The 23,046-nt window shown below is 28.9% G+C and carries 19 protein-coding genes and 2 pseudogenes; 5 read left to right on the top strand and 16 right to left on the bottom strand.

From position 1 onward, the window contains the following. The 15 genes from AJN56_RS06645 to AJN56_RS06715 form a co-directional block, all read right to left on the bottom strand. Window positions 1–846, bottom strand: coding sequence for a 50S ribosomal protein L11 methyltransferase (locus tag AJN56_RS06645; RefSeq protein ID WP_002872220.1), 846 nt, complete (start codon window positions 844–846; stop codon window positions 1–3). Window positions 847–868: 22 nt separating this feature from the next. Beyond that, the gene (locus AJN56_RS06650; protein WP_002866134.1) at window positions 869–1,261 is read right to left on the bottom strand and encodes a chemotaxis response regulator CheY; all 393 of its coding nucleotides are present in this window, start codon (window positions 1,259–1,261) and stop codon (window positions 869–871) included. Window positions 1,262–1,373: 112 nt separating this feature from the next. After that, window positions 1,374–2,267 (bottom strand): PDC sensor domain-containing protein, encoded by an 894-nt coding sequence (locus AJN56_RS06655; protein ID WP_002852871.1) that lies wholly within the window; start codon window positions 2,265–2,267, stop codon window positions 1,374–1,376. Beyond that, window positions 2,267–4,039, bottom strand: coding sequence for a UDP-N-acetylglucosamine 4,6-dehydratase (configuration-retaining) (pglF, locus tag AJN56_RS06660; RefSeq protein WP_070246468.1), 1,773 nt, complete (start codon window positions 4,037–4,039; stop codon window positions 2,267–2,269). Before pglF ends, AJN56_RS06655 begins: the two co-directional genes overlap by 1 nt. Window position 4,040: 1 nt before the next feature. After that, window positions 4,041–5,201, bottom strand: a complete 1,161-nt coding sequence (pglE, locus tag AJN56_RS06665) for a UDP-N-acetylbacillosamine transaminase (protein ID WP_070246471.1) — start codon at window positions 5,199–5,201, stop codon at window positions 4,041–4,043. Window positions 5,202–5,298: 97 nt separating this feature from the next. Next, window positions 5,299–5,889 carry a UDP-N-acetylbacillosamine N-acetyltransferase gene (gene pglD, locus AJN56_RS06670; RefSeq protein ID WP_002853531.1) on the bottom strand — a complete coding sequence of 197 codons (591 nt, stop codon included), beginning with the start codon at window positions 5,887–5,889 and terminating at the stop codon, window positions 5,299–5,301. After that, window positions 5,876–6,478, bottom strand: coding sequence for an undecaprenyl phosphate N,N'-diacetylbacillosamine 1-phosphate transferase (gene pglC, locus AJN56_RS06675; protein ID WP_002853498.1), 603 nt, complete (start codon window positions 6,476–6,478; stop codon window positions 5,876–5,878). The genes pglD and pglC overlap by 14 nt, the downstream gene beginning before the upstream one ends. After that, window positions 6,471–7,601 (bottom strand): N,N'-diacetylbacillosaminyl-diphospho-undecaprenol alpha-1,3-N-acetylgalactosaminyltransferase, encoded by a 1,131-nt coding sequence (gene pglA / locus AJN56_RS06680; RefSeq protein WP_002854036.1) that lies wholly within the window; start codon window positions 7,599–7,601, stop codon window positions 6,471–6,473. Before pglA ends, pglC begins: the two co-directional genes overlap by 8 nt. Before the next feature lie 9 nt (window positions 7,602–7,610). After that, window positions 7,611–9,752: an undecaprenyl-diphosphooligosaccharide--protein glycotransferase gene (gene pglB / locus AJN56_RS06685; protein ID WP_002853816.1), complete on the bottom strand. Its 2,142-nt coding sequence runs from the start codon at window positions 9,750–9,752 to the stop codon at window positions 7,611–7,613. A gap of 3 nt (window positions 9,753–9,755) precedes the next feature. Continuing rightward, entirely contained in the window at window positions 9,756–10,853 is a 1,098-nt protein-coding gene (gene pglJ / locus AJN56_RS06690) for an N-acetylgalactosamine-N,N'-diacetylbacillosaminyl-diphospho-undecaprenol 4-alpha-N-acetylgalactosaminyltransferase (protein WP_002853444.1), read from the bottom strand. Further along, complete coding sequence (gene pglI, locus AJN56_RS06695) at window positions 10,841–11,770, bottom strand: GalNAc(5)-diNAcBac-PP-undecaprenol beta-1,3-glucosyltransferase (protein WP_002868945.1); 930 nt, start codon at window positions 11,768–11,770, stop codon at window positions 10,841–10,843. Before pglI ends, pglJ begins: the two co-directional genes overlap by 13 nt. After that, window positions 11,763–12,842 (bottom strand): GalNAc-alpha-(1->4)-GalNAc-alpha-(1->3)-diNAcBac-PP-undecaprenol alpha-1,4-N-acetyl-D-galactosaminyltransferase, encoded by a 1,080-nt coding sequence (pglH, locus tag AJN56_RS06700; protein WP_011812762.1) that lies wholly within the window; start codon window positions 12,840–12,842, stop codon window positions 11,763–11,765. The genes pglI and pglH overlap by 8 nt, the downstream gene beginning before the upstream one ends. After that, window positions 12,839–14,533: an ABC-type lipopolysaccharide transporter PglK gene (pglK, locus tag AJN56_RS06705; protein ID WP_002869380.1), complete on the bottom strand. Its 1,695-nt coding sequence runs from the start codon at window positions 14,531–14,533 to the stop codon at window positions 12,839–12,841. Before pglK ends, pglH begins: the two co-directional genes overlap by 4 nt. After that, window positions 14,527–15,513 carry a UDP-glucose 4-epimerase GalE gene (gene galE, locus AJN56_RS06710; protein WP_002869381.1) on the bottom strand — a complete coding sequence of 329 codons (987 nt, stop codon included), beginning with the start codon at window positions 15,511–15,513 and terminating at the stop codon, window positions 14,527–14,529. The genes pglK and galE overlap by 7 nt, the downstream gene beginning before the upstream one ends. Window positions 15,514–15,571: 58 nt before the next feature. Further along, window positions 15,572–16,366 carry a 3'-5' exonuclease gene (locus AJN56_RS06715; RefSeq protein ID WP_002856546.1) on the bottom strand — a complete coding sequence of 265 codons (795 nt, stop codon included), beginning with the start codon at window positions 16,364–16,366 and terminating at the stop codon, window positions 15,572–15,574. Between the two features lie 65 nt (window positions 16,367–16,431). Between AJN56_RS06715 and waaC the strand changes: the two genes are divergently transcribed. From waaC to AJN56_RS06745, 5 genes and pseudogenes are all read left to right on the top strand, one after another. After that, entirely contained in the window at window positions 16,432–17,460 is a 1,029-nt protein-coding gene (gene waaC, locus AJN56_RS06720) for a lipopolysaccharide heptosyltransferase I (RefSeq protein ID WP_002855693.1), read from the top strand. Further along, the gene (gene htrB, locus AJN56_RS06725; protein WP_002855840.1) at window positions 17,450–18,337 is read left to right on the top strand and encodes a lipid A biosynthesis lauroyl acyltransferase HtrB; all 888 of its coding nucleotides are present in this window, start codon (window positions 17,450–17,452) and stop codon (window positions 18,335–18,337) included. The genes waaC and htrB overlap by 11 nt, the downstream gene beginning before the upstream one ends. Next, a complete protein-coding gene (locus AJN56_RS06730; RefSeq protein ID WP_002869382.1) occupies window positions 18,334–19,881 on the top strand; it encodes a glycosyltransferase family 2 protein in 1,548 nt (515 codons plus the stop codon). The genes htrB and AJN56_RS06730 overlap by 4 nt, the downstream gene beginning before the upstream one ends. 3 nt (window positions 19,882–19,884) lie before the next feature. Continuing rightward, window positions 19,885–21,056, top strand: a pseudogene (locus tag AJN56_RS06735) (glycosyltransferase family 2 protein). 43 nt (window positions 21,057–21,099) lie between these two features. Continuing rightward, a pseudogene (locus AJN56_RS06745) lies at window positions 21,100–22,147 on the top strand (beta-1,4-N-acetylgalactosaminyltransferase). On the opposite strand, the gene AJN56_RS06750 reads toward AJN56_RS06745, so the two are convergent. Next, window positions 22,133–23,038 (bottom strand): glycosyltransferase family 2 protein, encoded by a 906-nt coding sequence (locus AJN56_RS06750; RefSeq protein ID WP_002852740.1) that lies wholly within the window; start codon window positions 23,036–23,038, stop codon window positions 22,133–22,135. The pseudogene AJN56_RS06745 and the gene AJN56_RS06750 overlap by 15 nt on opposite strands. Window positions 23,039–23,046 lie beyond the last annotated feature (8 nt).

Below are 23,046 nucleotides of genomic sequence, written 5' to 3' on the forward strand. Positions count from 1 at the left end.
TTATCCTTTTTTATTATTTTTATATACAAAACTACACCACTCATTGATTTGCATTTCATCAATGAGTTCCAAATCTTGAAATTTTTCTTTAATTCTTGTTGAATATTTATCTAAAATTCCTGACAAAATAAGTATAGCATTATCTTCTAAATGGTTTTTAATATCTTTTTCTAAAATTAAAATCACATCTGCAATGATATTTGCAACAATTAGATTATATAAACCATTTGCTTTATCTATAGATCCACACCAAGCCTTGTGAAAATCGACACCATTTAATCTTGCATTTTCTAAAGAACTATCAATAGCCAACTCATCAGTATCACAAATTTCAACATTACAGCCAAACTTTGCCATAATAATACCCAAAATTCCACTACCACAACCAAGATCTAAAGCTCTTAATTTACTTTTAGAAAATTTTTGTAAAAATTTTACACAAGAATATGTGCTTTCGTGATGTCCTGAGCCAAAGGCTAAGGCTGGATTAATCTTTATATTTATACAATTCTTCTTTTCTTCTTGCCAAGTAGTATGGATGTAAACATTATCCACTAAAATAGGTTTTATGCCTTTTTTATATTCTTGTATCCAGTCCTTGTTTTCTTTCTCTACAAGACTTAAATTAGAAATAATTTTATGATTTAAATTGAAAGTAGTTGTAAGTTTTTGAGCAAATATTTCAAGTGCCCATGAAAGCTCTTCTAAACTTTCATGGGATCTAATGTAAACACCATTATCTTTCTCTTCTATGGCTTCTATACCTAAATCAAAAGCAAAATCAAGAAATAAATTTTTATACCGCTCTTCTACGATAAAGAACAATTCGTAATATTTTTTTTGCATTTAGAATTTTAAAAATCAGCCTTTACTCAGCTGCACCTTCTCCACTTCCTGTTCCTAAAACATCTTCAAGTTTTTCCTTTAAAACTTGTGGAGTAAAAGGTTTTACAATATAGTTATTTACGCCAGCTTTTAAAGCAGTAATCACTTCAGCTTTTCCGCCCTCAGTTGTAACCATGATAATAGGCATATCTTCATATTTTTTCTCTGCTCTTACTTTTTTTACCAACTCCAAGCCATTCATTTCTGGCATATTCCAATCTGTAATTAAAACTTTTACATCTTCATTTTTAGTTAATAAATCCCAAGCTTCAACGCCATGCTCAGCTTCTAAAACATCATCGTGTCCAAGTCTTGTTAGGGTATTTTTAATAATCCTTCTCATAGTAGAACTGTCATCAACAACTAACAATTTCACAATTTCGTCCTTTCAAAGTTTTTATAGTTTTATTTTACCCTTTTTAGCTTTATTAATCAAGCTAAAAAATTTTAAAAAACAGCATTATATCATCTTTTACTTAAATTTTTACTCAAATATTATTATTTTTATACTTAACCGTAAATAAATATACACTTAAACCTAAAAGAAGCAAGCTCACTCCACCGATAAGATAAATCGCATAAATCATCTGAGAAAGATCACCAATAGCAAGTTTAAATACCAACATCAAAGCTTCTATAGCTAAAGCAATGATAATAGAACCCAAAAATCTCACCATAGTTTTTTGAATTCCACCTTCTTCTTTTTTCGTCCTTCCTAATACTTCTTGTTCGATCAAAGTTTTTGCCAAATCAAAAATAGCTAAAGCCAAAGTTATAGCGATGGTACTTTCAAACATATGTTCTATACCTATAGCTTGATTATCAAAAAGACTAAAAAAACCTTTTTGAAATAAAAAACAAGTAATCACAAATAAAACCAGTGCGAAGCAAAAATATACCAAACGACTAAACTGAGTAAAAACAAATTCAAATTTTCCTGCTTGAATAATCTTTAAAATATCTTCAAGCTTGATATCAATACAAACAACAAAAAGCAAGTTATTTTTATCATCGTAAATTGGCATAGAAGCTGTCACGCAAAGCTCATTATTTAAAACCGAAGGATAAGGATCGCTCAAAACACATCGTCTTAATTTTACAGCTCTATAAAAATAAGAACGAGTACTTCTATCCTCGCCCTGTCCTATTTCATGAGCTTTATTTAAGGAAATCGCATTTTCTATTTGCATGCCTGAAATATCTAAAATATACAAAGCATCAAAAACAACAACTTCATGAGCTATTTTATCCAAAGCTGTTTTAATCGTTTCAAGGTGAATATCAGGAAGTTTATTGGGTAGATTTCTTGTTAAAATATAACTCATATAAGCTCTAGCACGATAACGATTATCTTCAAATCTTTGTATATCTTTTATATACATTATACACCTTCTTTATTGTGTTTAAATTCAGGTACAATCTTTAATAAAGCCTCTGAAATATCTTCACATATTTGTAAATTTTCTATCTCTTTATTAAGCCAATCAAGATCAACCTTCTCATTCTTTGCTACAAAAATACTCTCATATTGCGTTTTAGCATCATTTTCATCAATCAAAAGCTCTTCATAAAGCTTCTCACCTTTTCTTAAACCTGTGATTTTAATTTCTAAATCATTGCGATTAGAAAGTAAAAGCATTTTTTTAGCTAAATCTATGATTTTCACAGGCTTACCCATATCCAAAACAAAAAGTTCTCCCCCTTTTGCGATAGCTCCAGCTTGCAAAACAAGTTGCACTGCCTCAGCCACAAGCATAAAATAACGCACTATATCAGGGTGCGTTAAAGTTAAAGGCTCATTATTGGCAATTTGTGCTTTAAATTTCGGTATCACACTACCACTAGAACCTAAAACATTACCAAAACGCACACAAGCAACTTCAAAATTTTCATCACTCATACTTAAAGTATAAAGCTCACAAACTCTTTTAGTGCAACCCATAATATTTGTTGGTCGCACTGCTTTATCTGTACTTATCATCACAAATTTAGCTACTTTATTTTCTTTAGCACTGTCGCATAAAATTTTAGTTCCTAAAATATTATTGATTACTGCTGAATGTGGATTTTGTTCACAAAGAGGCACATGTTTATAAGCGGCTGCATGTAAAATAAGCTCAGGTTTATAAGTTTTTAATACCTCATCTAAACTTTGCTTATCTAAAATACTCAGTAAAATAGGAGTAATTTTTTCTTTATATAAATTTAAATCATCATTGATCTTATAAAGATTATACTCACTATGATCAACCATAATAAGATGCTTAGCACCAAATTTAATACATTGCTTACAAAGTTCACTGCCTATAGTTCCACCTGCTCCACTTACCAAAACTACCTTGTCTTTTAAAAAAGCCGCCACAGCACTATCATCTAAATCTTTTGGTTTTCTAGCAAGCAAGTCTTCTATACTGATATCTCTTGCTTCGTTTCTTGTAAAAGAAAATATTTTTACATCACAAATACCATAAGCTACAAGTTCTTCAAAAAGTTTTTTAAGCTCTTCTTGTTCAAGTCTTAAAGCAATAATGGCAGTTTTTACCCCTTGTTCTACATAAGATTTTATTCTTTCTTTTTCTTCTACAATAAATTTATCACAATAAGTCCCTATAAGCTCTTTTCTCGCATCAACTACACCCACAGGAAAAAGCCCTAAAGAACCTTCTTTTGCACCTTTTAACAAATGCAAAGCCTTAGAAGTTGCCCCTACTACAATACAAGGAGTTTCTTCTTCTTTCATTTTAGAAGGTTTAAAATCCACAAGCATTCTTTTGCTAATTCTTAAAGTACCTATAAACATATAAGAAAGAACAAAATCTATCACAATAGCACTTCTTGGAAAAGGATTAAAAAAATCACTAAAAAAATAAAAAATAAGAAAAAAACAAAACTCAGCTAAAAGCAAAGCAATAAAAATTTTTCTTGCTTCATTGAGAGAAAAAAATCTCCAAGCTACTTTGTAAATTCTAAAAACAAATAAAAATGAAAGTTTTAAAACAAGCAAAATAATAGCAGAAACCATCATACCATGATAAAAAATGCTCGGAATATCTCCACTAAATCTCAAAGAAAAAGCCAGATAAACGCTAAGTAAAATTAAAACAATATCTGAAATTAAAAAAAATGCTAATCTTTTGCTTTTATAAAAAATCATTTTAAGCCTTTATGCTCTTTAAGATCAGTTTTGAAATTTCATAAACATCATCTTTACTCATCGCCGTACCACTTGGCAAACAAATTCCTTTTTGGAAAAATAACTCACTATTGCCATTAAGATAAGCCTTAGCTCCTTTAAATACTTCTTGAGTGTGCATAGCTTTCCATAATGGTCTTGTTTCTATTTGTTCATTTTTCAAATCTTCTATGAGTTTTGAAATTTTTGGATGTAAAGTAATATTTTTTTGACTAATATTTACATCTTTTTGACAAGTATTAAGTTCATTTTTATCAAAATCAATCAAAGCTGTACTTAACCAGCGATTACTTCTTGAATTTTCTAATTCATCTAAAAAGCTAAAATACTCTCCTAAAAATTCTTTATACCACTCATAAATTTCTCTTTTTTTAAGCACTCTTTGTTCTAAAACCTCCATTTGTGCTACGCCAATAGCTCCTAAAACATTGCTTAAACGGTAATTATAACCATAATCTAAATGTTCATAATGCAAACAATTTTCCCTTGCTTGAGTGCTATAAAATCTTGCTTTTTCAATCTTTTCTTTATTTTTTCCTATAAGCATACCTCCACCTGAAGTGGTGATAATTTTATTGCCATTATAAGAATAAGCTCCAAATTCTCCAAAAGTTCCTAAGGCTTTATTCTTATAAAAACTTCCTAAAGCTTCAGCAGCATCTTCGATTAAAACAATTTCATTTTCCTTGCAAATTTCAACAATTTCATCCATTTTAGCCGCATTGCCATAAAGATGAGTTAAAATCAATGCTTTTGGTTTTTTTTCACATTCCTTAATAGCAAGTTTTAACAAATCTACATCGATATTATAAGTTTCATCACAATCTATAAATACAGGTTTTGCTTTAAGATAACAAATAGGCGCCACTGAAGCGATAAAAGTAAAAGAAGAAGCCAAAACAATATCATCTTGTTTTACCCCTGCCACCCTTAAAGCTAAATGCAAAGCTGCTGTAGCTGAATTTAAAGCTAAGGCATTTTCACTTTTGCTATAATCTTTTACACTTTGCTCAAAGCGATTTACAAATTCACCCAAAGGTGCTATATAATTGCTTTTGAAAACTTCTTCTATATATTTTAATTCATTACCGCCCATATGCGGAGGAGAAAGAAAAAATCTCATGATTTATCCTTTGTATAAAACAAAATTTTTATAAATTAACTCTATTTTACCTAAAAAAATTTACAAAGAATCAAACAAAAATCTTTTTATAATCATTTCATATTTTTCTTTTTGCAGGCACTCCCACAAAAACACCTTTTTCATTTTGGCTTTTAACCAAAGTTGCTCCACCACCCAAAATACTATCATCTGCTAAGCTTAAATTAGGCAAAACACAAGAATTAATCCCTAAAAAACAATTTTTACCGATTTTTACATTACCCGCACATTTAGCCCCTACGCTTACATGAGAAAATTCCCCTATCACGCATTCATGCTCAATCACACTTGAAGTATTTAAAATCACGCCTTTTTCTATTTTGGCTTTAGCGTTAATCACTACATAGGGCATAATTAAAATCCCTGCATTTTCTTCCACGCTTGCACTAGGACTTATAAGTGCACTTTTATGAATAAGATTAACTATTTTAAAGCCATTTTCTGAAATTTTTTGATAAATCTTTTTTCGAATTTCATTGTTTCCTATAGCTATAAAAAAATCATATTTAGGCAAGGTGTTTTCAAATTTCATTCCTTTAAAATCATCTAAAAAAATACATTCTTTATAGCCCATATTTTTAGCCACATCTTCACAAACAAGCCCATGACCACTAGCACCATAAATATAAATTTTTTCAGTTCTTGCCATTAAATTTCTCTGTTGTAACATGGCCTTCTTTGCTTACCCCGCTTCGTTTTAAAACCTTTAAAGCTGTTAAAAACATGATTTTTAAATCAAGCAAAAAAGAAATATTTTTCACATAATACACATCAAGTTCGAATTTTTTCTGCCAAGAAATAGCATTTCTGCCATTTACCTGCGCCCATCCTGTTATACCTGGACGCACCTTATGGCGCAATTTTTGCTCTTCATTATAAAGGGATAAATACTCAACCAAAAGAGGCCTAGGCCCCACAAAACTCATATCCCCTTTTAAAACATTAAAAAGTTGCAAAAGCTCATCCAAACTTAAGCTTCTAACAATTTTTCCAAAGGCTTTCAAACGCAATTCATCGCTTAATAACTCACCCTTCTCATCTCTTTCATCGCTCATGGTTTTAAATTTATAAATTTTAAAAATTTTTTCATCTAACCCAGGGCGATTTTGAGTGAAAATCACACTTCCTTGAGTGATTTTTAAAAGTAAAGCAGTGATTAAAATCACCGGAGAAAAAAGTACTAAAAGCACTAAAGCTAAAATAAAATCAAAAATTCTTTTAAAAACTTTTTCATACATTCTTAATTACCCTATCATAAAGTTTTAAATAACGCTGTGCGATATTATTTTCATCGTATTGTAAAGCATCTTGGGCAGCATTTTTAGCTAAATTTAATCTTAATTTTTCATCTTCTAATAAAAGTGAAATTTTTTCGCTTAAATCCTTAGCATTTTTTGTTTTTGCCCAAAGTCCATCATAAGCATTAGAAATAGCCTCTACACAACCTTCACAATCACTCACCACTATAGCCTTGCCACAAGCTTTTGCCTCCAAAACACTTACAGGAAAGCCTTCTTTATAGCTTGGTAAAACAAAAATATCACAATTTTGCAAAAGCTCGACTATATCACTTCTAGCACCCAAATAATGCACCACACCCGAGTTTAAAAACTCCAAACTCGCACAAGAAGGATTTTCATCTCTTCCACCAACTAAAACAAAATTTGCTTTGTCTTTTAGCATAGTAGCACTTTCATAAAATTCTTTTACACCTTTATGCCATAAAGCTCTTGCTATCATAAGCACAATGGGCTTTTTATCTATGTTTAATTTTTTCCAAAAAAGCTCTTTTTTTTCCGATTCTACATAAATAGGAAAAAATTTTTTTAAATTGATCCCTACAGATTTTATCACGCAAATTTTACTTTCCTTAAGTCCTAAATTCCGCATAAACTCAGCATTACTTTCATTGACAAAAATAAATTGGTGTGCAAATTTAAAACCTAATTTATAAAGATTATTAATAACAAAACGCACTAAATTTGCCTTAAAACCTTGATCTATATAAAAAGATCCCAAGCCTTCTACTAAGGCAAAACGATAAGGAATTTTTGCCCATTTTGCTGCTAAAATTCCAAAGGTATTGCTTTTGTGTGCCGCACTTTGAATAAGATCAAGATTTAAATTTTTCAAAACCTTAGCAAGATAAAAAAAATTCTTTAAAACCACAAAAGGATTTAAACTAGCTCTTGAAAGCTCATAAACAATTACTTTTAAGCCAAGATCTCTAAGTTTTTGCGTGTATTCATCTTGTGGCACTATAACAAAAACTTCATCTTTTCTATCTTTTAATGCTTTTATAATAGGCATTCTAAAATGATAAATACTTGCTCCTGCATGTGATAAAAATCCTATTCTCATTTTCAACCCTTAAATTTTAAGTTTAAAAACCTTAGCATCTCTAGAATTAATCACCAAGTCAAATAAATTCTTATCATAATTTCCTAAAAAAAACATTTGCACATAAGCACTATTAAACATGGTTTTATCCATTAAAATAAATTGTGCGTAAGGAATAGCACTATCCTTTAAATAAAAAATATAAAACTGAGCCTTATCATCAATTGGAGTGATTTTGTATTCACCTTGTTTAATAGAATTAATCTCTACGATACTATTTACAGAAACCACATTATCACCTATTTTAAAACTTCTAAAATCATCGCTTAAAACCACTCCGTTGCTAAGATAAATTTCTCCATTTTTAACATCAAGTGGATAAGCTGTGCTAAAGGTAAAAGGTTTATCCAAAACTCCTGTATCTAAATTAATAAAAGAAAAACTAGCCACCGTAGAAAAAATCAAAGACATTCTAGCGGGCATATAAAGATAAATATCACGAGTTTTTGGTGTATCGATTTTAAAATCAGGTTTTGATAATGAAGCTAGAAACAAATCCACATTGCTTTGATTATAATCTTTCATCATGGCTTGTAAAATGTCTGTTTTTAAAATATCATTTTGCGGAGCATAAAAGCTTTTTTCTGTATATTCTACACTAAGTCTTGCCATATTAGCTGCAGCTTGTTCATCTTTGCTTAAAGCAAAAGAAGGGAAAAAATTATCCTTACCTAAATGCTTTCCACCATCTACTAAAGTTTTCACATCACTATAATAACGCACAGGATAACCATAATCCCACCAAGTTACCACATAATCTTCTCTATTGGCTATATTTTTTAATTGATTTAATAATGATGCTTCATTTTGAGAAAAAACTGTTGGTGCTTTATAGTTGTAAATATGGATAAATACTGGAGCTAAAGTCAAAATAGTTGCAAAAACAATACAAACATTTGAAGTTAATTGGCTATATTTTTTAACCAATATAGCCTTAAACTCGCTCAATAAAAAACCAAATCCTAAGGCCATTACAGGTACAGAATAAATGGTAAATCTAAGCCCCCCTTTTAAGGCTAAAAACCCAAGCACCAATATAGGTAAAGCCATAATCATACTTTTATGTTTTCTCAAAAGCCATACAAAACCAAACAAAGAAAACAAAAAAACAATTTCACTACCACTAATTCTTCGCATAAATTCGCTAAGATCTACATTTTCAACTTCTTGTATGGTTTGATTGACATTAAAATACATAAAACCCTGCGTTAAATTCGCACTTTCATCACTTCTAAAAATATAAAATTTAAGCTGATAAAGTATAGGATCAACCCCTCCACTTAAAATCAAAAATATCAAAGTTACACTAGCTAAAATTCCTATAATTACAAAATTTAAGCGTTTTTGCTCTAAAGCAAATAAAGCAAAAAGTATTACTATAATAGTACTTTGATAAAACCATGCTATATTTGAAAGAGTAAGAGAAGACAAAATCACAGCTATATAAAAAATCTTTTCTTTTCTATGAAAAATAAGTGTATAAATTAAAAAAAGTCCAATTAAAGCTACATTTAAAGTATAGCTTGAAGGATACCACCAAAGATAAATTCCTATAAATAACGGTAAGGCAATCAATGAAAAAAAGTCTTTTTTTAAAATCATTCTTACCATAAAAAATAAAATAAACATAGGTAAAACAATTACCAGCATATCCGTATCATAATACCCACTCATAGTGCGATTATAATAACTGTTTGCTATACTTGCTAAAAGAGCAGCTACAAAGCCCATTAAAGGACGTTTGTATTCATTAGCTAGTAAAATAATAGGAATCACCACCAAAGAAGATAAAAAAGTACTCATATATAAAATAATACTTTCGAAAGAAAAAGGTGTGATTTTATAAAGCCAATAAGTAAGCGTAGATAAAGAAGATCCATAATAACTCAAATCATTAGGCTGATGAAAACCTGCTATCATATCTCTTGCACCCTCAGCAAAAGCATAACCATCGTTTGAAATGATCATTAATTGATTATTGAAAAAATACTCATTAAACTCACTTGCCCACCAAATCCAGTAAAATCTACACAATACACTAAAAACATAGGCTAATACAATCATCGCAAACAAAACTAAATAAGGGTTTTTTAAATACTCTTTTTTCAACATCTTTTATCCTAATAAATATTTCAAAGCATCACGTGCAATTTTTACTTTATCAAAGGCCTTAGCCCTAGTTTTAGCCTTATTTTTATACGCTTTTCTTAATTTATCATCTTCAAGCATAGTCTTTAAACCCTGAAACATAGAGTTTTCATTATCTACTTCTACTAAAAGTCCAAATTCATCATCGCCAAAAAGCTCTCTTGCGCCACTTTTATGATCAGTGCAAACCACCGCACAAGAACAAGCTAAGCTTTCAATTAAAACATTTGAAAAGCCTTCAAATACAGAAGCAAAAGCAAAAAATTCGCATTTAGCCATGTATTTATAAGGATTATTATCAAATCCTAAAAGCAAAACCTTTTCTTCTAAATTTAACTCTTTAATCAAAGCTAAAAGCTCATCTTTAAGCACACCTTCACCTAAAATCACAAGCTTTAAATCTGTTTTCAATCTCGCATAAGCACGAATTAATAAAGCATGATTTTTACCTTTATCAAGCCTGCCTACACTTAAAATAAATTTATCTTTTAAAGCTATATCTTCAAGAGCTTTTTGCTCTATGTTTTCTAAATCGATGGCATTGTATAAAATTTCACATTTTTTTGGATTTATACTAAAATTTTGCACTAAATCTTCTAAATTTCCTTTAGAATTAGGCAGGATTAAATCAGCTCTTGGATAAAGCAAAGAAATTAAAAATTTATTTGCCAAAGAATTAAAATTATTTTTCGCATACATCACACTTGGCGTAGTGCATTCATTGATCACAAGGCGAGTTTTGTTTCCAAACATTCTTGCCATTAAAGCTATATAATTAGGTCGATTTAAAAAAACAAATTCTGTATCAATACCCAAATTTCTGCAAAGTTTTTTATATTTTAAAGCCAAAAAAGGTAGTTTTAAAAATTTCAAAATAGGATTTTCACTAGGTTTTGAACATTCCAAAAAATGAATTTGACACTCTGGAATTTCATAAGAAATTTTATCATTCATCAAGATCAAATGCACTTCAAATTTCAAACTTAAAATAGGCAATAAAGTCGCCACAACTCTTTCAGCACCACCACTTCCTAAAGAATAAATAAAAATGCCTAATTTTTGCATAAAGCCACCCGAATTTTTGATAATTTTTCAATCATATTATTTGGAATTATACTTAAAATGAGTAATATCAAAGCAGGAGCGTTGATTTTTATACTCAGGCTTTTAAACAAACACTTATAAAGAGCTTTATAATTTTTTGCAAGTTTTGCATAATAAGCTGCCATTTTATAATAACTCGCACAAGTTTTTTTATAATCTTTATCCTTACTCATTCTAAGTTCATTTTCTAAAATTTTAGCAAGCTCTAAATATCCCAAATACACCCTATAAGCATTTTTACTCGCCCCTAAAGTCACGCTATCTTGCCTAAAAATCCTATAAATCCTAAAAGCCTTATGGATATAAAAACTTTTTTCTTTGTATAAATTTACCCAAAGCGTGGCTTCATTGCCATAAAATTCTTCATTAAAACGCTTGTTTTCAAGTAGAGATTTTTTAAAAACAGAAAAAAACTCTCCGCTAAATTTAGCCATTAAAAAATCTTTTTTAGAAATTTCACTATCTTTTTCCAAGCCCTTGCCGCTAAATTCCTTGCTTAAATTTCCTTCTTTTTCCATCAAACAATTTCCAAAAACATGAGCATAACCCTCACTTGCTTTTTGCATCAAGGTACTTAAAGCCCCAGATAAAAGCTCATCATCATCATCTAAAAAAGTTACAAACTCGCCACTTGCTTGATCTAAGCCATTGTTTTTATTGCCATTTGGGCCTTGTTTGTAATTTTGATTTAAAAAATACTTAATACGATCATCATCTTTTTGTAAATTTTGCACCACACTTTTAGTATCATCACTAGAATTATCATCGCTTACAATAATTTCTAAATCTTTAAAATCTTGATTTTGTATGCTTTTAATAGCCTTTTCTAACAAAACTTGACGATTAAAAGTAGGTACTATAACAGAAAGTTTAGGCATTTTTAACCTCGGCTATAAGCTTAAGCCATTCTTCTTTGATATGAGAAATTTCAAAGTCTTTACACCTTTGTTTGGCATTATTTACAAGTTCTTTTCTAAAATTTTCATCATTTAAAACAAGTTCAAGTTTTTTAGCAAGCGCTATTTCATCATCACAACCTACCAAAAGCCCATCATGATTATCTTTGATTAAATCCTTAGCACCATTATAATAAGAACTTGAAATTCTACAAACCTCAAAATACAAACTTTCAATTAAAACTGTTGGCAAACCCTCTACAAAAGAACAAAGACAAAGTACTTTTGCTTTTTCATAAAGAGCCTTGACATTTTCAATGCGTCCTAAAAAATCAACTTTTATTCCTAAAGATTTTACCTTGTATTCAAGTTCTTGCCTTAACTCTCCATCTCCTGCTATAACAAATTTATAATTTTCTTGCAAATTTTTATCCAAATGCGCTATAGCTTTTAAAAACATTACAGGGTTTTTGTTGTGATCTAAACGCCCTATAAAAAGAACCAAATTTTCCTTTTCAAAACTAGAATCAAAAGGAATTTCATCGCTAAAATGACAAGGGTTTAATAAAAGCTTAACCCTTTTTACAAATCTTTCATAATACACCTTATCACTGCTTCCAAGCACACTTAAAGCATCACAAAAAGGATAGCTTACCCTTCTTAAAAAACGCCAAATTTTAGGTTTTAAATACGCTTCATTACTATGCTCACTTATAATGAGTGGAGTTTTAAGCCCTATTTTCGCAGCAATACAAGCAATATTAGTCGTATCCAAAAAAGAAATAAAAACATCAGCCTTACTTTCTTTCAAAGCCTTTCTTAAAGCAAAAAATTTCTTAAAACGACTTGCGATTTTATGATAAAGCGTGTCAAATTTAAATTGTTCCAAACTTGTAACTTTAACTTCATTTTCAAGCTTATAAAAAGATTCTCCTGCATGAAATTTAATAATACTTACTTCATGCTCTTTGCAAAGCGCATTAGCTAAGGTTACTAAAACACGCTCAGCGCCTCCTGAATTTAAAGTTGCGATAATAAAGCTTATTTTCATCATTTCTCCTCTTTAAGCTTACCGTGTTCTAAACGATAAACCTTATCACATTGCGTTATCGTAGAAAGGCGATGTGCGATAATAATCATGGTTTTATCTTTAGAAATTTTATAAATTTCATCCATGATTTTTGCTTCACTTTGAGTATCAAGCGCAGAAGTTGCTTCATCAAGCACTAAAATTTCAGGCTCTAAATACAAAGCTCTTGCTATGGCTATGCGTTGTTTTTGTCCCCCGCTTAAATTACTCCCTCCATCGCCCACTTTTGTTTGCACTCCTTGAGGTAAATTTTTTATAAAATGCTCTAAATTTGCTTGTTTGATAACCCTATTAAGTTTTTCTTCATCAACCGCATCTCCAAAAGTGATATTTTTAGCTATGCTATCATTAAAAAGATAGATATTTTGCGGGATATAGCCTATTTTTTGGCGATAATTTTTTGCATTATTTGCATTTAATTCTTGCTTATCAAGTAAAATTTGCCCTTCTTTTGGTTTTAAAAGTCCTATGATAAGATCTACTAAGGTGCTTTTTCCACAACCACTCTCCCCTATAAAAGCGATTTTTTCGCCTTTTTTAATGTTTAAGTTAAGATTTTTAAATAAATATTTTTTTCCCTCATAACCAAAGCTAAGATTGCAAATTTTAAGCTCTTGATTAAAGCTTAATTTTTCCTCGCCCAAATTTTCTTCTTCTTGTCTTAAATTTTGATAAATAATATCCAAAGAAGAATGATAATAAAGCAAATCATGATAACTTGTGATAATACGATTTGCGCTTGGCATTAAGCGATAAAGCGCTAAAACAAAAATAGAAATCGTGGATAAAATACCTGAAATATCACTTTCATTTTTCAAAACCAAAAATACCACGATAAAAACAAGTACGCAAAAGCCTATTCCTTCAAGATAAATTCTAGGCACCGCAGTTACGCTTTCATTGGTAATATTTGCTTTAGAAAAAGCTTCACTTTGCGCTTTAAAAAGACTTAATACTCCATCTTCTTTGGTTTTAAGCTTGATAAATTTGAAATTATTTAAATTTGTATTTAAAATTTCGAAGAAATTTTTCATCGCTTCTTCGCGTCTTAGCCCTGCTTTTTTAATAATAGGACTTAAAATTTTCACTAAAATAAAGGCATTTAATACCATAAAAACACTTAAAAATAAAGTGATTTTATAATTAATCAAAAGCATTAAAGCATAAAGCAAAAGCACTACAAAAATTTCACTCACCAAAAGTAAAAATGATGAAATCATAGTGCTTAGATTATAAACTTCTCCTGTAATGGACTTTAAAATTTCAGATTGATTTTTTTGAGTAAATTTTTCATAATTAATATTTAAAAATTTAGAAAAAACCTTATAAGCGATCGCGTGATAACGTCCTTTAGAAAATCTTGCCAAAAGATGAAAATAATACGCATTTAACAAAGCTCTAAACACATAAAAAACAATAAGCCCCACTCCAAAATAAACAATGATTTCAAAAACAGGGATATTAAGATATTCTTTTAAACTAATTAAATATTTATTACGATCAAAATAAGAAAAATCGCTAGCCAAAGTGATAAAAGGCATTACTAAAGAAATCGCAAAAGTTTCTATAAAAGAAACAAATACTGAAAAAATAAGTAAGAAAAATAAAAAATTTTTATCTTCCTTACTTAAAATAAAAAAAAGTTTTTTTAGCACTGTTTTTCCCAATCAAAAGCAGATTTACAAATAAGCTCTAAATCATCGTATTTAGGCTGCCAAGAAGTAAGATTTCTAATTTTACTTGCATCAGAAATCAACACACTAGGATCACCCGCACGGCGTGGGGCAAGTTCTACTTTAAAATCCACTCCGCTAACTTTTTTCATCGCTTCAATCACTTCTTTTACGCTAAAACCATGTCCATAACCTACATTAAAAACATTGCTTTCATTCTCTTTTAAATAATCCAAAGCCGCTAAATGCGCACTTGAAATATCATCCACATGGATAAAATCTCTTATACAGGTACCATCTTTTGTATCATAATCATCGCCAAATATGAAAAGTTTATCACGTTTTCCTGCGGCACATTCAGCTGCAACTTTTATAAGCAAGGTCGCTTTTGGATAGCGTTGTCCTAAAGTATAATCCATACAAGCACCTGCAACATTAAAATATCTTAAAATACAATGCTTAAATTCAGGATTTGCCATACTTGCATCACGCAAAACCTCTTCGCTCATAAGCTTACTACGCCCATAAGGATTAATAGGTGCTAAAGGACTTGTTTCGCTCACAACGGGAGTTTGTGGTTCGCCATAAGTGGCTGCCGTTGAAGAAAATATAAATTTATTTACTCCAGTTTGCATACAAGTTTCGATGAGATTTGTTGTATTAACAGTGTTGTTTATATAGTATTTTAAAGGGTTTTGCATACTTTCAAAAACTTCAATACTCGCTGCAAAATGCACAATAGCGTCAAATTTTTCTCTCTCAAACAATGCTTTTACACCTTGAAAATCACTTAAATCTTGTTCAAAAAATTTAAAAGCTCTTATTTTTTGCAAATCTTCTATTGCGATTTTAGAACCCTTGGAAAGATTATCTAAAACACAAATTTCATGATCTGTTTTTAAAAATTGTCTTAAAGTATGAGAACCTATATAACCTGCACCACCGCTAATAAGAATTTTCATCATCATTCCTTTTTTTTAAAAATGTCAAAAATAAATTTTAATATATTTTCTTAAATACTTAAGATCGAACTTTTGAAATTTCACTCTCACAAGCTTTTGCAAAAACTTCTGTATAAGAACGATCTGATTTTTTTTCACGCAAAAAATCTCTCATATAAGAAAGAAAATCAACATAATCTTCTTCACTAACATTAGCTTTAATAAGTTCATATTTTAAAAAAAGCATATAGGTGTTTAAAACATCACTTTCACAATATTCGTAAATTTTTTCAAGTTCATTTTCATAAAAAAGTTTCATCACCTCATCGCCATGCACATCATATTTTCCTGGCAAACCCACCATAGAGCAAAGTGTATCAAGCTTTATTCCACGCCCATTAGATCCTAAGGATTCTAATAAATCACAATGTTTTAATTCTGAAAATCTTGTTTTATAATTATTCCATTTATCACTTTGAGTATCTAAATAAGTTGCTGCCTTTAAATTGTATTTTAAAGCCCTTAAAACAAGAACGGGCATATCGAAATTTTTACCATTAAAGCTGACTAATTTTGGCTCATAATTTTCTATAAAATTGAAAAAATTCTCAATCATTTCTTTTTCATTTTGCCCATCAATTTTATTTACTTTGATAAATTTTCCAAAATTATCGCTTAAAACCGCACAAATACTAATGATTTTATGATAAGGCAAAGGCAAAAACTCACTCCCACTTTGTTCTTTTTGCCACTGAAGTGCTTTTAAACTTACCTCTAAATCACTTCCTTCAAAACCCAAAGTTTTGCGGATAAGCTCAACATCTGGCACACTCTCACAATCAAAAACACAAATATAACCTTCATTTTTTGCCATTTTTAACCTTTTTTTAAATAATTTCGCTAAAATCATAGCAAAAATTTTAAAATATTAGGCTTTTAATGAAAATAGCAATTGTTCGTTTGTCAGCACTTGGTGATATTATCCAAAGTGCCGTGGTTTTGCAATTTATCAAAAATTTTAAAAAAGATATAGAAATTCATTGGTTTGTAGATGAAAAATTTGAAGGCATACTTAAAAACCATCCTTTAATAGACAAACTCTATGCCCTACCCTTAAAAGACAAAAAAATTTTAAAAAGCCTAAAAATTCTTCTTAAAGCAAGAAAAAACAACTATAATGCAGTAATAGATCTACAAGGGCTTATAAAATCTGCTATTGTAAGTCGAATTTTAAGTAGAAATAATTTTGGTTTTGATAAAAATAGCCTTAAAGAAAGTTTTGCTCATAATTTTTACAACCAAAAACTTGAGTTAGATTACAATGAAAATGTATTTGTAAGATACTTAAGTCTTACCTCCTTTATGTTAAATACTGATTTTAATGCCAAAAATTTAGCCTTTAAACAAGATGTTTTTAGCGTAGATGAAAATTTAAAACAACTCTTAAACAATAAACTCAAGCTCGACAAAAACGAAAAAAACATACTCATACATGTGGGCTCAAGTGTAGAAAATAAAATCTATCCTAAAACCAAACTTGCTATACTTTGCAAACTTTTAATCAATGAATTTCAACAAACAAAAATTTGGCTCGCTTGGGGAAATGTAAAAGAATACGAATTTGCTAAAGAGGTTTTAAATCTTAGTGGTATTGATGAAACACATATAGAATTAGCGCCAAAATTTAATCTTGAAGAGCTAATGGCTTTTACAAAAATGATGGATCTTATCATAGGAAATGATAGCGGTCCAACACATTTAGCTTTTGCTTTAAATAAAGCATCTATTACGATTTTTGGTGCAACACCAAGCTACCGCAATGCTTTTCAAACTCATATCAATAAAATCATTGATACAGGTAAAAAAATCCAAAATGCCAAGCATATCGATAAAAGTGATTTTTGTATCACGCGTATAGAAGAAGAAGATATCTTCAAACTTGCCAAAGGCTTACTTAATGAAAAATAGTGATAGAATATATCTTAGTCTTTATTATATTTTGAAATTTTTTGTTACTTTTATGCCTGATTGTATCTTGCATTTTTTAGCTTTGATTGTAGCAAGAATCGCTTTTCATCTTAACAAAAAACACCGCAAAATCATCAATACAAATTTGCAAATCTGTTTTCCTCAATACACTCAAAAAGAACGCGATAAATTGTCTTTAAAAATTTATGAAAATTTTGCTCAATTTGGGATTGATTGTTTGCAAAATCAAAACACCACCAAAGAAAAAATTCTCAATAAAGTAAATTTCATCAATGAAAATTTTCTTATAGATGCCCTGGCTTTAAAGCGTCCTATTATCTTCACAACTGCACACTATGGAAACTGGGAAATTTTAAGCCTTGCTTATGCGGCTAAATATGGTGCGATTTCCATAGTGGGAAAAAAGTTAAAAAGTGAAGTTATGTATGAAATTTTAAGCCAAAGTCGCACCCAATTTGACATAGAACTTATTGACAAAAAAGGCGGTATAAGACAAATGCTAAGTGCTCTAAAAAAGGAGAGAGCTTTGGGAATTTTAACTGATCAAGACTGCGTAGAAAACGAAAGCGTAAGATTAAAATTTTTTAACAAAGAAGTGAATTATCAAATGGGAGCAAGCCTTATCGCACAAAGAAGCAATGCTTTGATCATCCCTGTTTATGCCTATAAAGAAGGTGGTAAATTTTGCATAGAGTTTTTTAAAGCAAAAGATTCTCAAAATGCAAGTTTAGAAGAACTGACACTTTATCAAGCACAAAGTTGCGAAGAAATGATTAAAAAAAGACCTTGGGAATACTTTTTTTTTCATAGACGCTTTGCTAGTTATAATGAGGAAATTTACAAGGGTGCAAAATGAATCTAAAGCAAATAAGCGTTATTATCATCGTAAAAAATGCTGAGCAAACTTTGCTTGAGTGTTTAAATTCTTTAAAAGATTTTGATGAAATTATTTTACTTAACAATGAAAGCATTGATAATACCCTAAATATAGCTAATGAATTTAAAAAAGATTTTGCTAATTTATATATTTATCACAATGCTTTTATAGGTTTTGGAGCTTTAAAAAATCTTGCCTTAAGCTATGCAAAAAATGATTGGATTTTAAGCATTGATGCTGATGAAGTACTTGAAAATGAGTGTATTAAAGAGCTTAAAAATTTAGAACTTCAAGAAGATAATATCATCGCACTTAGTCGGAAAAATCTCTATAAAGGCGAATGGATAAAGGCTTGTGGTTGGTCGCCTGATTATGTTTTAAGAATTTTTAATAAAAATTTCACTCGTTTTAATGATAATTTAGTGCATGAAAGCCTTGTTTTACCAAGTAATGTTAAAAAAATTCATCTTAAAAATGGATTGAAGCATTATGCTTTTAGAGATATTTCTCACTTAATCAATAAAATGCAGTACTACTCAAGCCTTTGGGCAAAACAAAATATACATAAAAAAAGTGGTGTTTTAAAAGCAAATTTAAGAGCTTTTTGGACTTTTTTTAGAAATTATTTTTTAAAAAATGGCTTTTTGTATGGTTATCAAGGCTTTACGATCAGCGTTTGCAATGCCTTAGGGACTTTTTTTAAATATATGAAATTATATGAACTTCAAAAGCAAAAGCCAAAAACTTGTGCTTTAATAATAACAACCTATAATCAAAAAGAACGCCTTAAATTAGTGCTTGATAGTGTTAAAAATCTAACCTTTTTACCCAATGAAGTTTTAATCGCAGATGATGGTAGCAAAGAAGATACAGCAAGGCTTATTGAAGAATATCAAAAAGATTTTCCTTGCTCTTTAAAACACATTTGGCAAGAAGATGAGGGTTTTCGCGCTGCAAAAAATAGAAATAATGCCATTAGAGTTTCTAAAAGTGAATATATAATTTTAATTGACGGTGATATGATTTTAGAAAAAGACTTTATAAAAAATCATTTCGAATTTGCGAAACGCAAAGTAATTTTACAAGGTTCAAGAGTAATTTTAAATAAAAATGAAAGCGAAGAAATCTTAAAAAATGATGATTATAGTTTAGCTTTTAGTAAAAAAGATTTTAAAAGCTATAAAAATTCTTTTTTAGCCAAAATTATCTATAAAATTTCAAAAATAGATCAAAAATTTTTTAATACCAAAGAAATAATAAAGGGAAGTAAAACCTGCAATATGAGTTTTTTTAAAGCCGATTTTGATGAACTTGATGGTTTTAATGAAAATTTTATTGGTTGGGGTAGAGAAGATAGTGAATTTGTGGCTAGATTTTTATTTAATAAAGGCATTTTTAGACGCTTAAAATTTAAAGCTATTGCTTATCATATTTATCATGAAGAAAATAGCAAAAAAATGCTCGAAAGCAATCATCAAATTTATTTAGATACCATCAAAAATAAAAAAATTTCTTGGAGATAAAACATGAAGAAAATAGGTGTAGTTATACCAATATACAACGTAGAAGAATATTTGAGAGAATGTTTAACAGCGTCATCAATCAAACTTATACTAACTTAGAAATCATACTTGTAAATGATGGTAGTACAGATGAAAACTCACTCAATATAGCCAAAGAATATACTTTAAAAGATGAAAGATTTATACTTTTTGATAAGAAAAATGGGGGTTTAAGTTCAGCTAGAAATGTAGGTATAGAATACTTTAGTGGGGAGTATAAATTAAAAAACAAAACTCAACATATAAAAGAAAATTCTTTAATAGAATTTCAATTGGATGGTAATAATCCTTATAATATATATAAAGCATATAAAAGCTCTCAAGCTTTTAATAATGAAAAAGATTTAACTAATTTTACTTATCCTAATATAGATTATATTATATTTTTAGATTCTGATGATTATTGGGAGTTAAACTGCATAGAAGAATGTGTTATAAGAATGAAAAATGTGGATGTATTGTGGTTTGACCATGATTGCACCTATGAAGACAATATAAAAAATAAGCACAAAAAAACAAGGATGGAAATTTTTGATTTTAAAAAAGAATGTATAATCACTCCAAAAGAATATGCAAATCGAGCATTAAGTGTAGGATCTAGAGATATTTCTTTTGGATGGAATGGAATGATTGATTTTAATTTTTTAAAGAAAATTAAACTTAAATTTATAAATTTTATTATCAATGAAGATATACACTTTGGGATAATTTTGTTTGCTAGTGCTAATAAAATTTATATTTTATCACAAAAGTTGTATTTATGCCGTTTAAGAGCAAACAGTATATCAAATCATGATAAGAAGATTACAAAAGCAAATGTGTCAGAGTATTTTAAAGATATATATGAAACTTTCGGGGAAAACGCTAAGGAAGCAAAAAATTATTTAAAAGCAGCAAGCAGGGTTACAACTGCTTTAAAATTGATAGAATTTTTTAAAGATCAAAAAAGCGAAAATGCACTTGCTATAAAAGAAACATTTTTACCTTGCTATGCCAAAAAAGCTTTAATGATTAAAAAATTTAAAAAAGATCCTTTAAATTTAAAGGAACAATTAGTTTTAATTAAGCCTTTTATTCAAACAAAACTTCCTTACGATATTTGGAAATTTTGGCAAAAAATAAAAAAAATTAATTAATTTTTAGGTATAATCACTATAATTATAGGAGAAAATATTTTATATGCTATTTCAATCATACTTTGTGAAAATAATTTGCTTATTCATTCCTTTTAGAAAAATTAGACATAAAATAAAAAAAACATTTTTACTAAAAAACATACAACGAGATAAAATCGATTCTTATCTACCAAAAAAAATTCTTATACAAATTAATAAATACAACAATGAAGATTTAATTAAACTTAATAAAGCTATTGCAGGAGGGGGGGGGGCATAAAGGATATTTTAATTATGATGAAAAATCTAAAGATCCAAAATCTCCTTTGAATCCTTGGGCTTTTATACGAGTAAAAAATGAAGTTATTACCTTAAAAGCTTCTCTTGAAAGTATATTGCCTGCTATCCAAAGAGGTGTTATAGGATATAATGATTGTACCGATGGAAGTGAAGAAATAATTCTAGAATTTTGCAAACAATATCCTTCATTTATACCAATAAAATATCCTTATGAAATTCAAATTCAAAACCCAAAATCAGAAGAAAATAAACTCTATAGCTATTATAATTATGTTGCAAGTTTTATACCAAAAGATGAGTGGCTTATAAAAATAGATGTGGATCATATCTATGATGCTAAAAAACTTTATAAAAGCTTCTATATACCAAAAAACAAATATGATGTAGTTAGTTATTCAAGGGTTGATATTCACTATTTTAATGATAATTTTTTTCTTTGTAAAGATAATAATGGCAATATATTGAAAGAACCAGGAGATTGCTTGCTTATCAATAATTATAACTTAAAATGGAAAGAAGTATTAATTGACAGAATCAATAACAATTGGAAAAAAGCAACAAAACAAAGTTTTTCTTCAAATATACACTCTTTAGAGCAATTAAAGTATAAACACAGGATATTATTTCACACTGAATTAAATAATTATCATTTTCCTTTTTTAAAAAAACATAGAGCTCAAGATATTTATAAATATAATTGGATAAGTATTGAAGAATTTAAAAAATTCTATTTACAAAATATTAATCATAAAATAGAACCTTCTATGATTTCAAAAGAAACTCTAAAAAAAATATTCTTAACATTGTTTTAAAAATTTTTTATATTTAAATAAAATTTTTAAAGTTAAAATATTTATTTTAGCTAACAATGTAACCATTAATTTTGTTCTTTTTATTTTATATATTTGAATATATAGCAAATATTTAATTAGCACATAGAGAACGCTACAATACTTGTTTAAAATATAATTTTGCCTTAAATAGTTTAAAACCAACTGCAACTCTTGAATATTATTTTTAACAAGCACTTCATTCTTAGTATTACAAATTGAATTATTATTAGGCACGTAATGATATAAATTACAGTTCATATATGCTATTTTTTGAGCTTGACTTAACATTGGATAATATAACAATACATCTTCAGCCATATTGATTTTAACATCTTTCTCGAGTCTTAAACTCGCAAAAGCTTCTAAATACAATTTCTTTCTTATAAGTTTCCCCCACATAGTCCAATATAAATTTTTCTTTGCAATAATTTTTTTCACAAACTCTTTTTTGCTATAAAAACCAGAATTAAAGTCAAACTTTTTATATGAAATAACATTACTTTCAACAATAGCATTGAAAAACACTAAATCAACTTCATCCTGTTCATCTAAAATTTTTATACACTCTTCACAAGCATTTAGTTCCAAATAATCATCAGGATCTAAAAACATTATATAAGGAGAGTTTGCTACTTTCACACCTTCATATCTTGCTCTTAAAAGACCTAAGTTTTTTTCATTGTGGATTATTTTTATTCTTTTGTCTTTTTTAGAGTATTCTTTGGCTATATTTATACTATTATCATTTCCACAATCATCAACTACAATTATTTCTATATCTTTAAAAGTCTGATTGATACAGCTTTCTATTGCCCTTGCTATATATTGTTCCACATTATAAGTTGGTAAGATGATTGAAATTTTAAACATATTTATTT

The organism is Campylobacter sp. BCW_4319, assembly GCF_001764435.1.
In the GTDB taxonomy this organism is placed as follows: domain Bacteria; phylum Campylobacterota; class Campylobacteria; order Campylobacterales; family Campylobacteraceae; genus Campylobacter_D; species Campylobacter_D jejuni.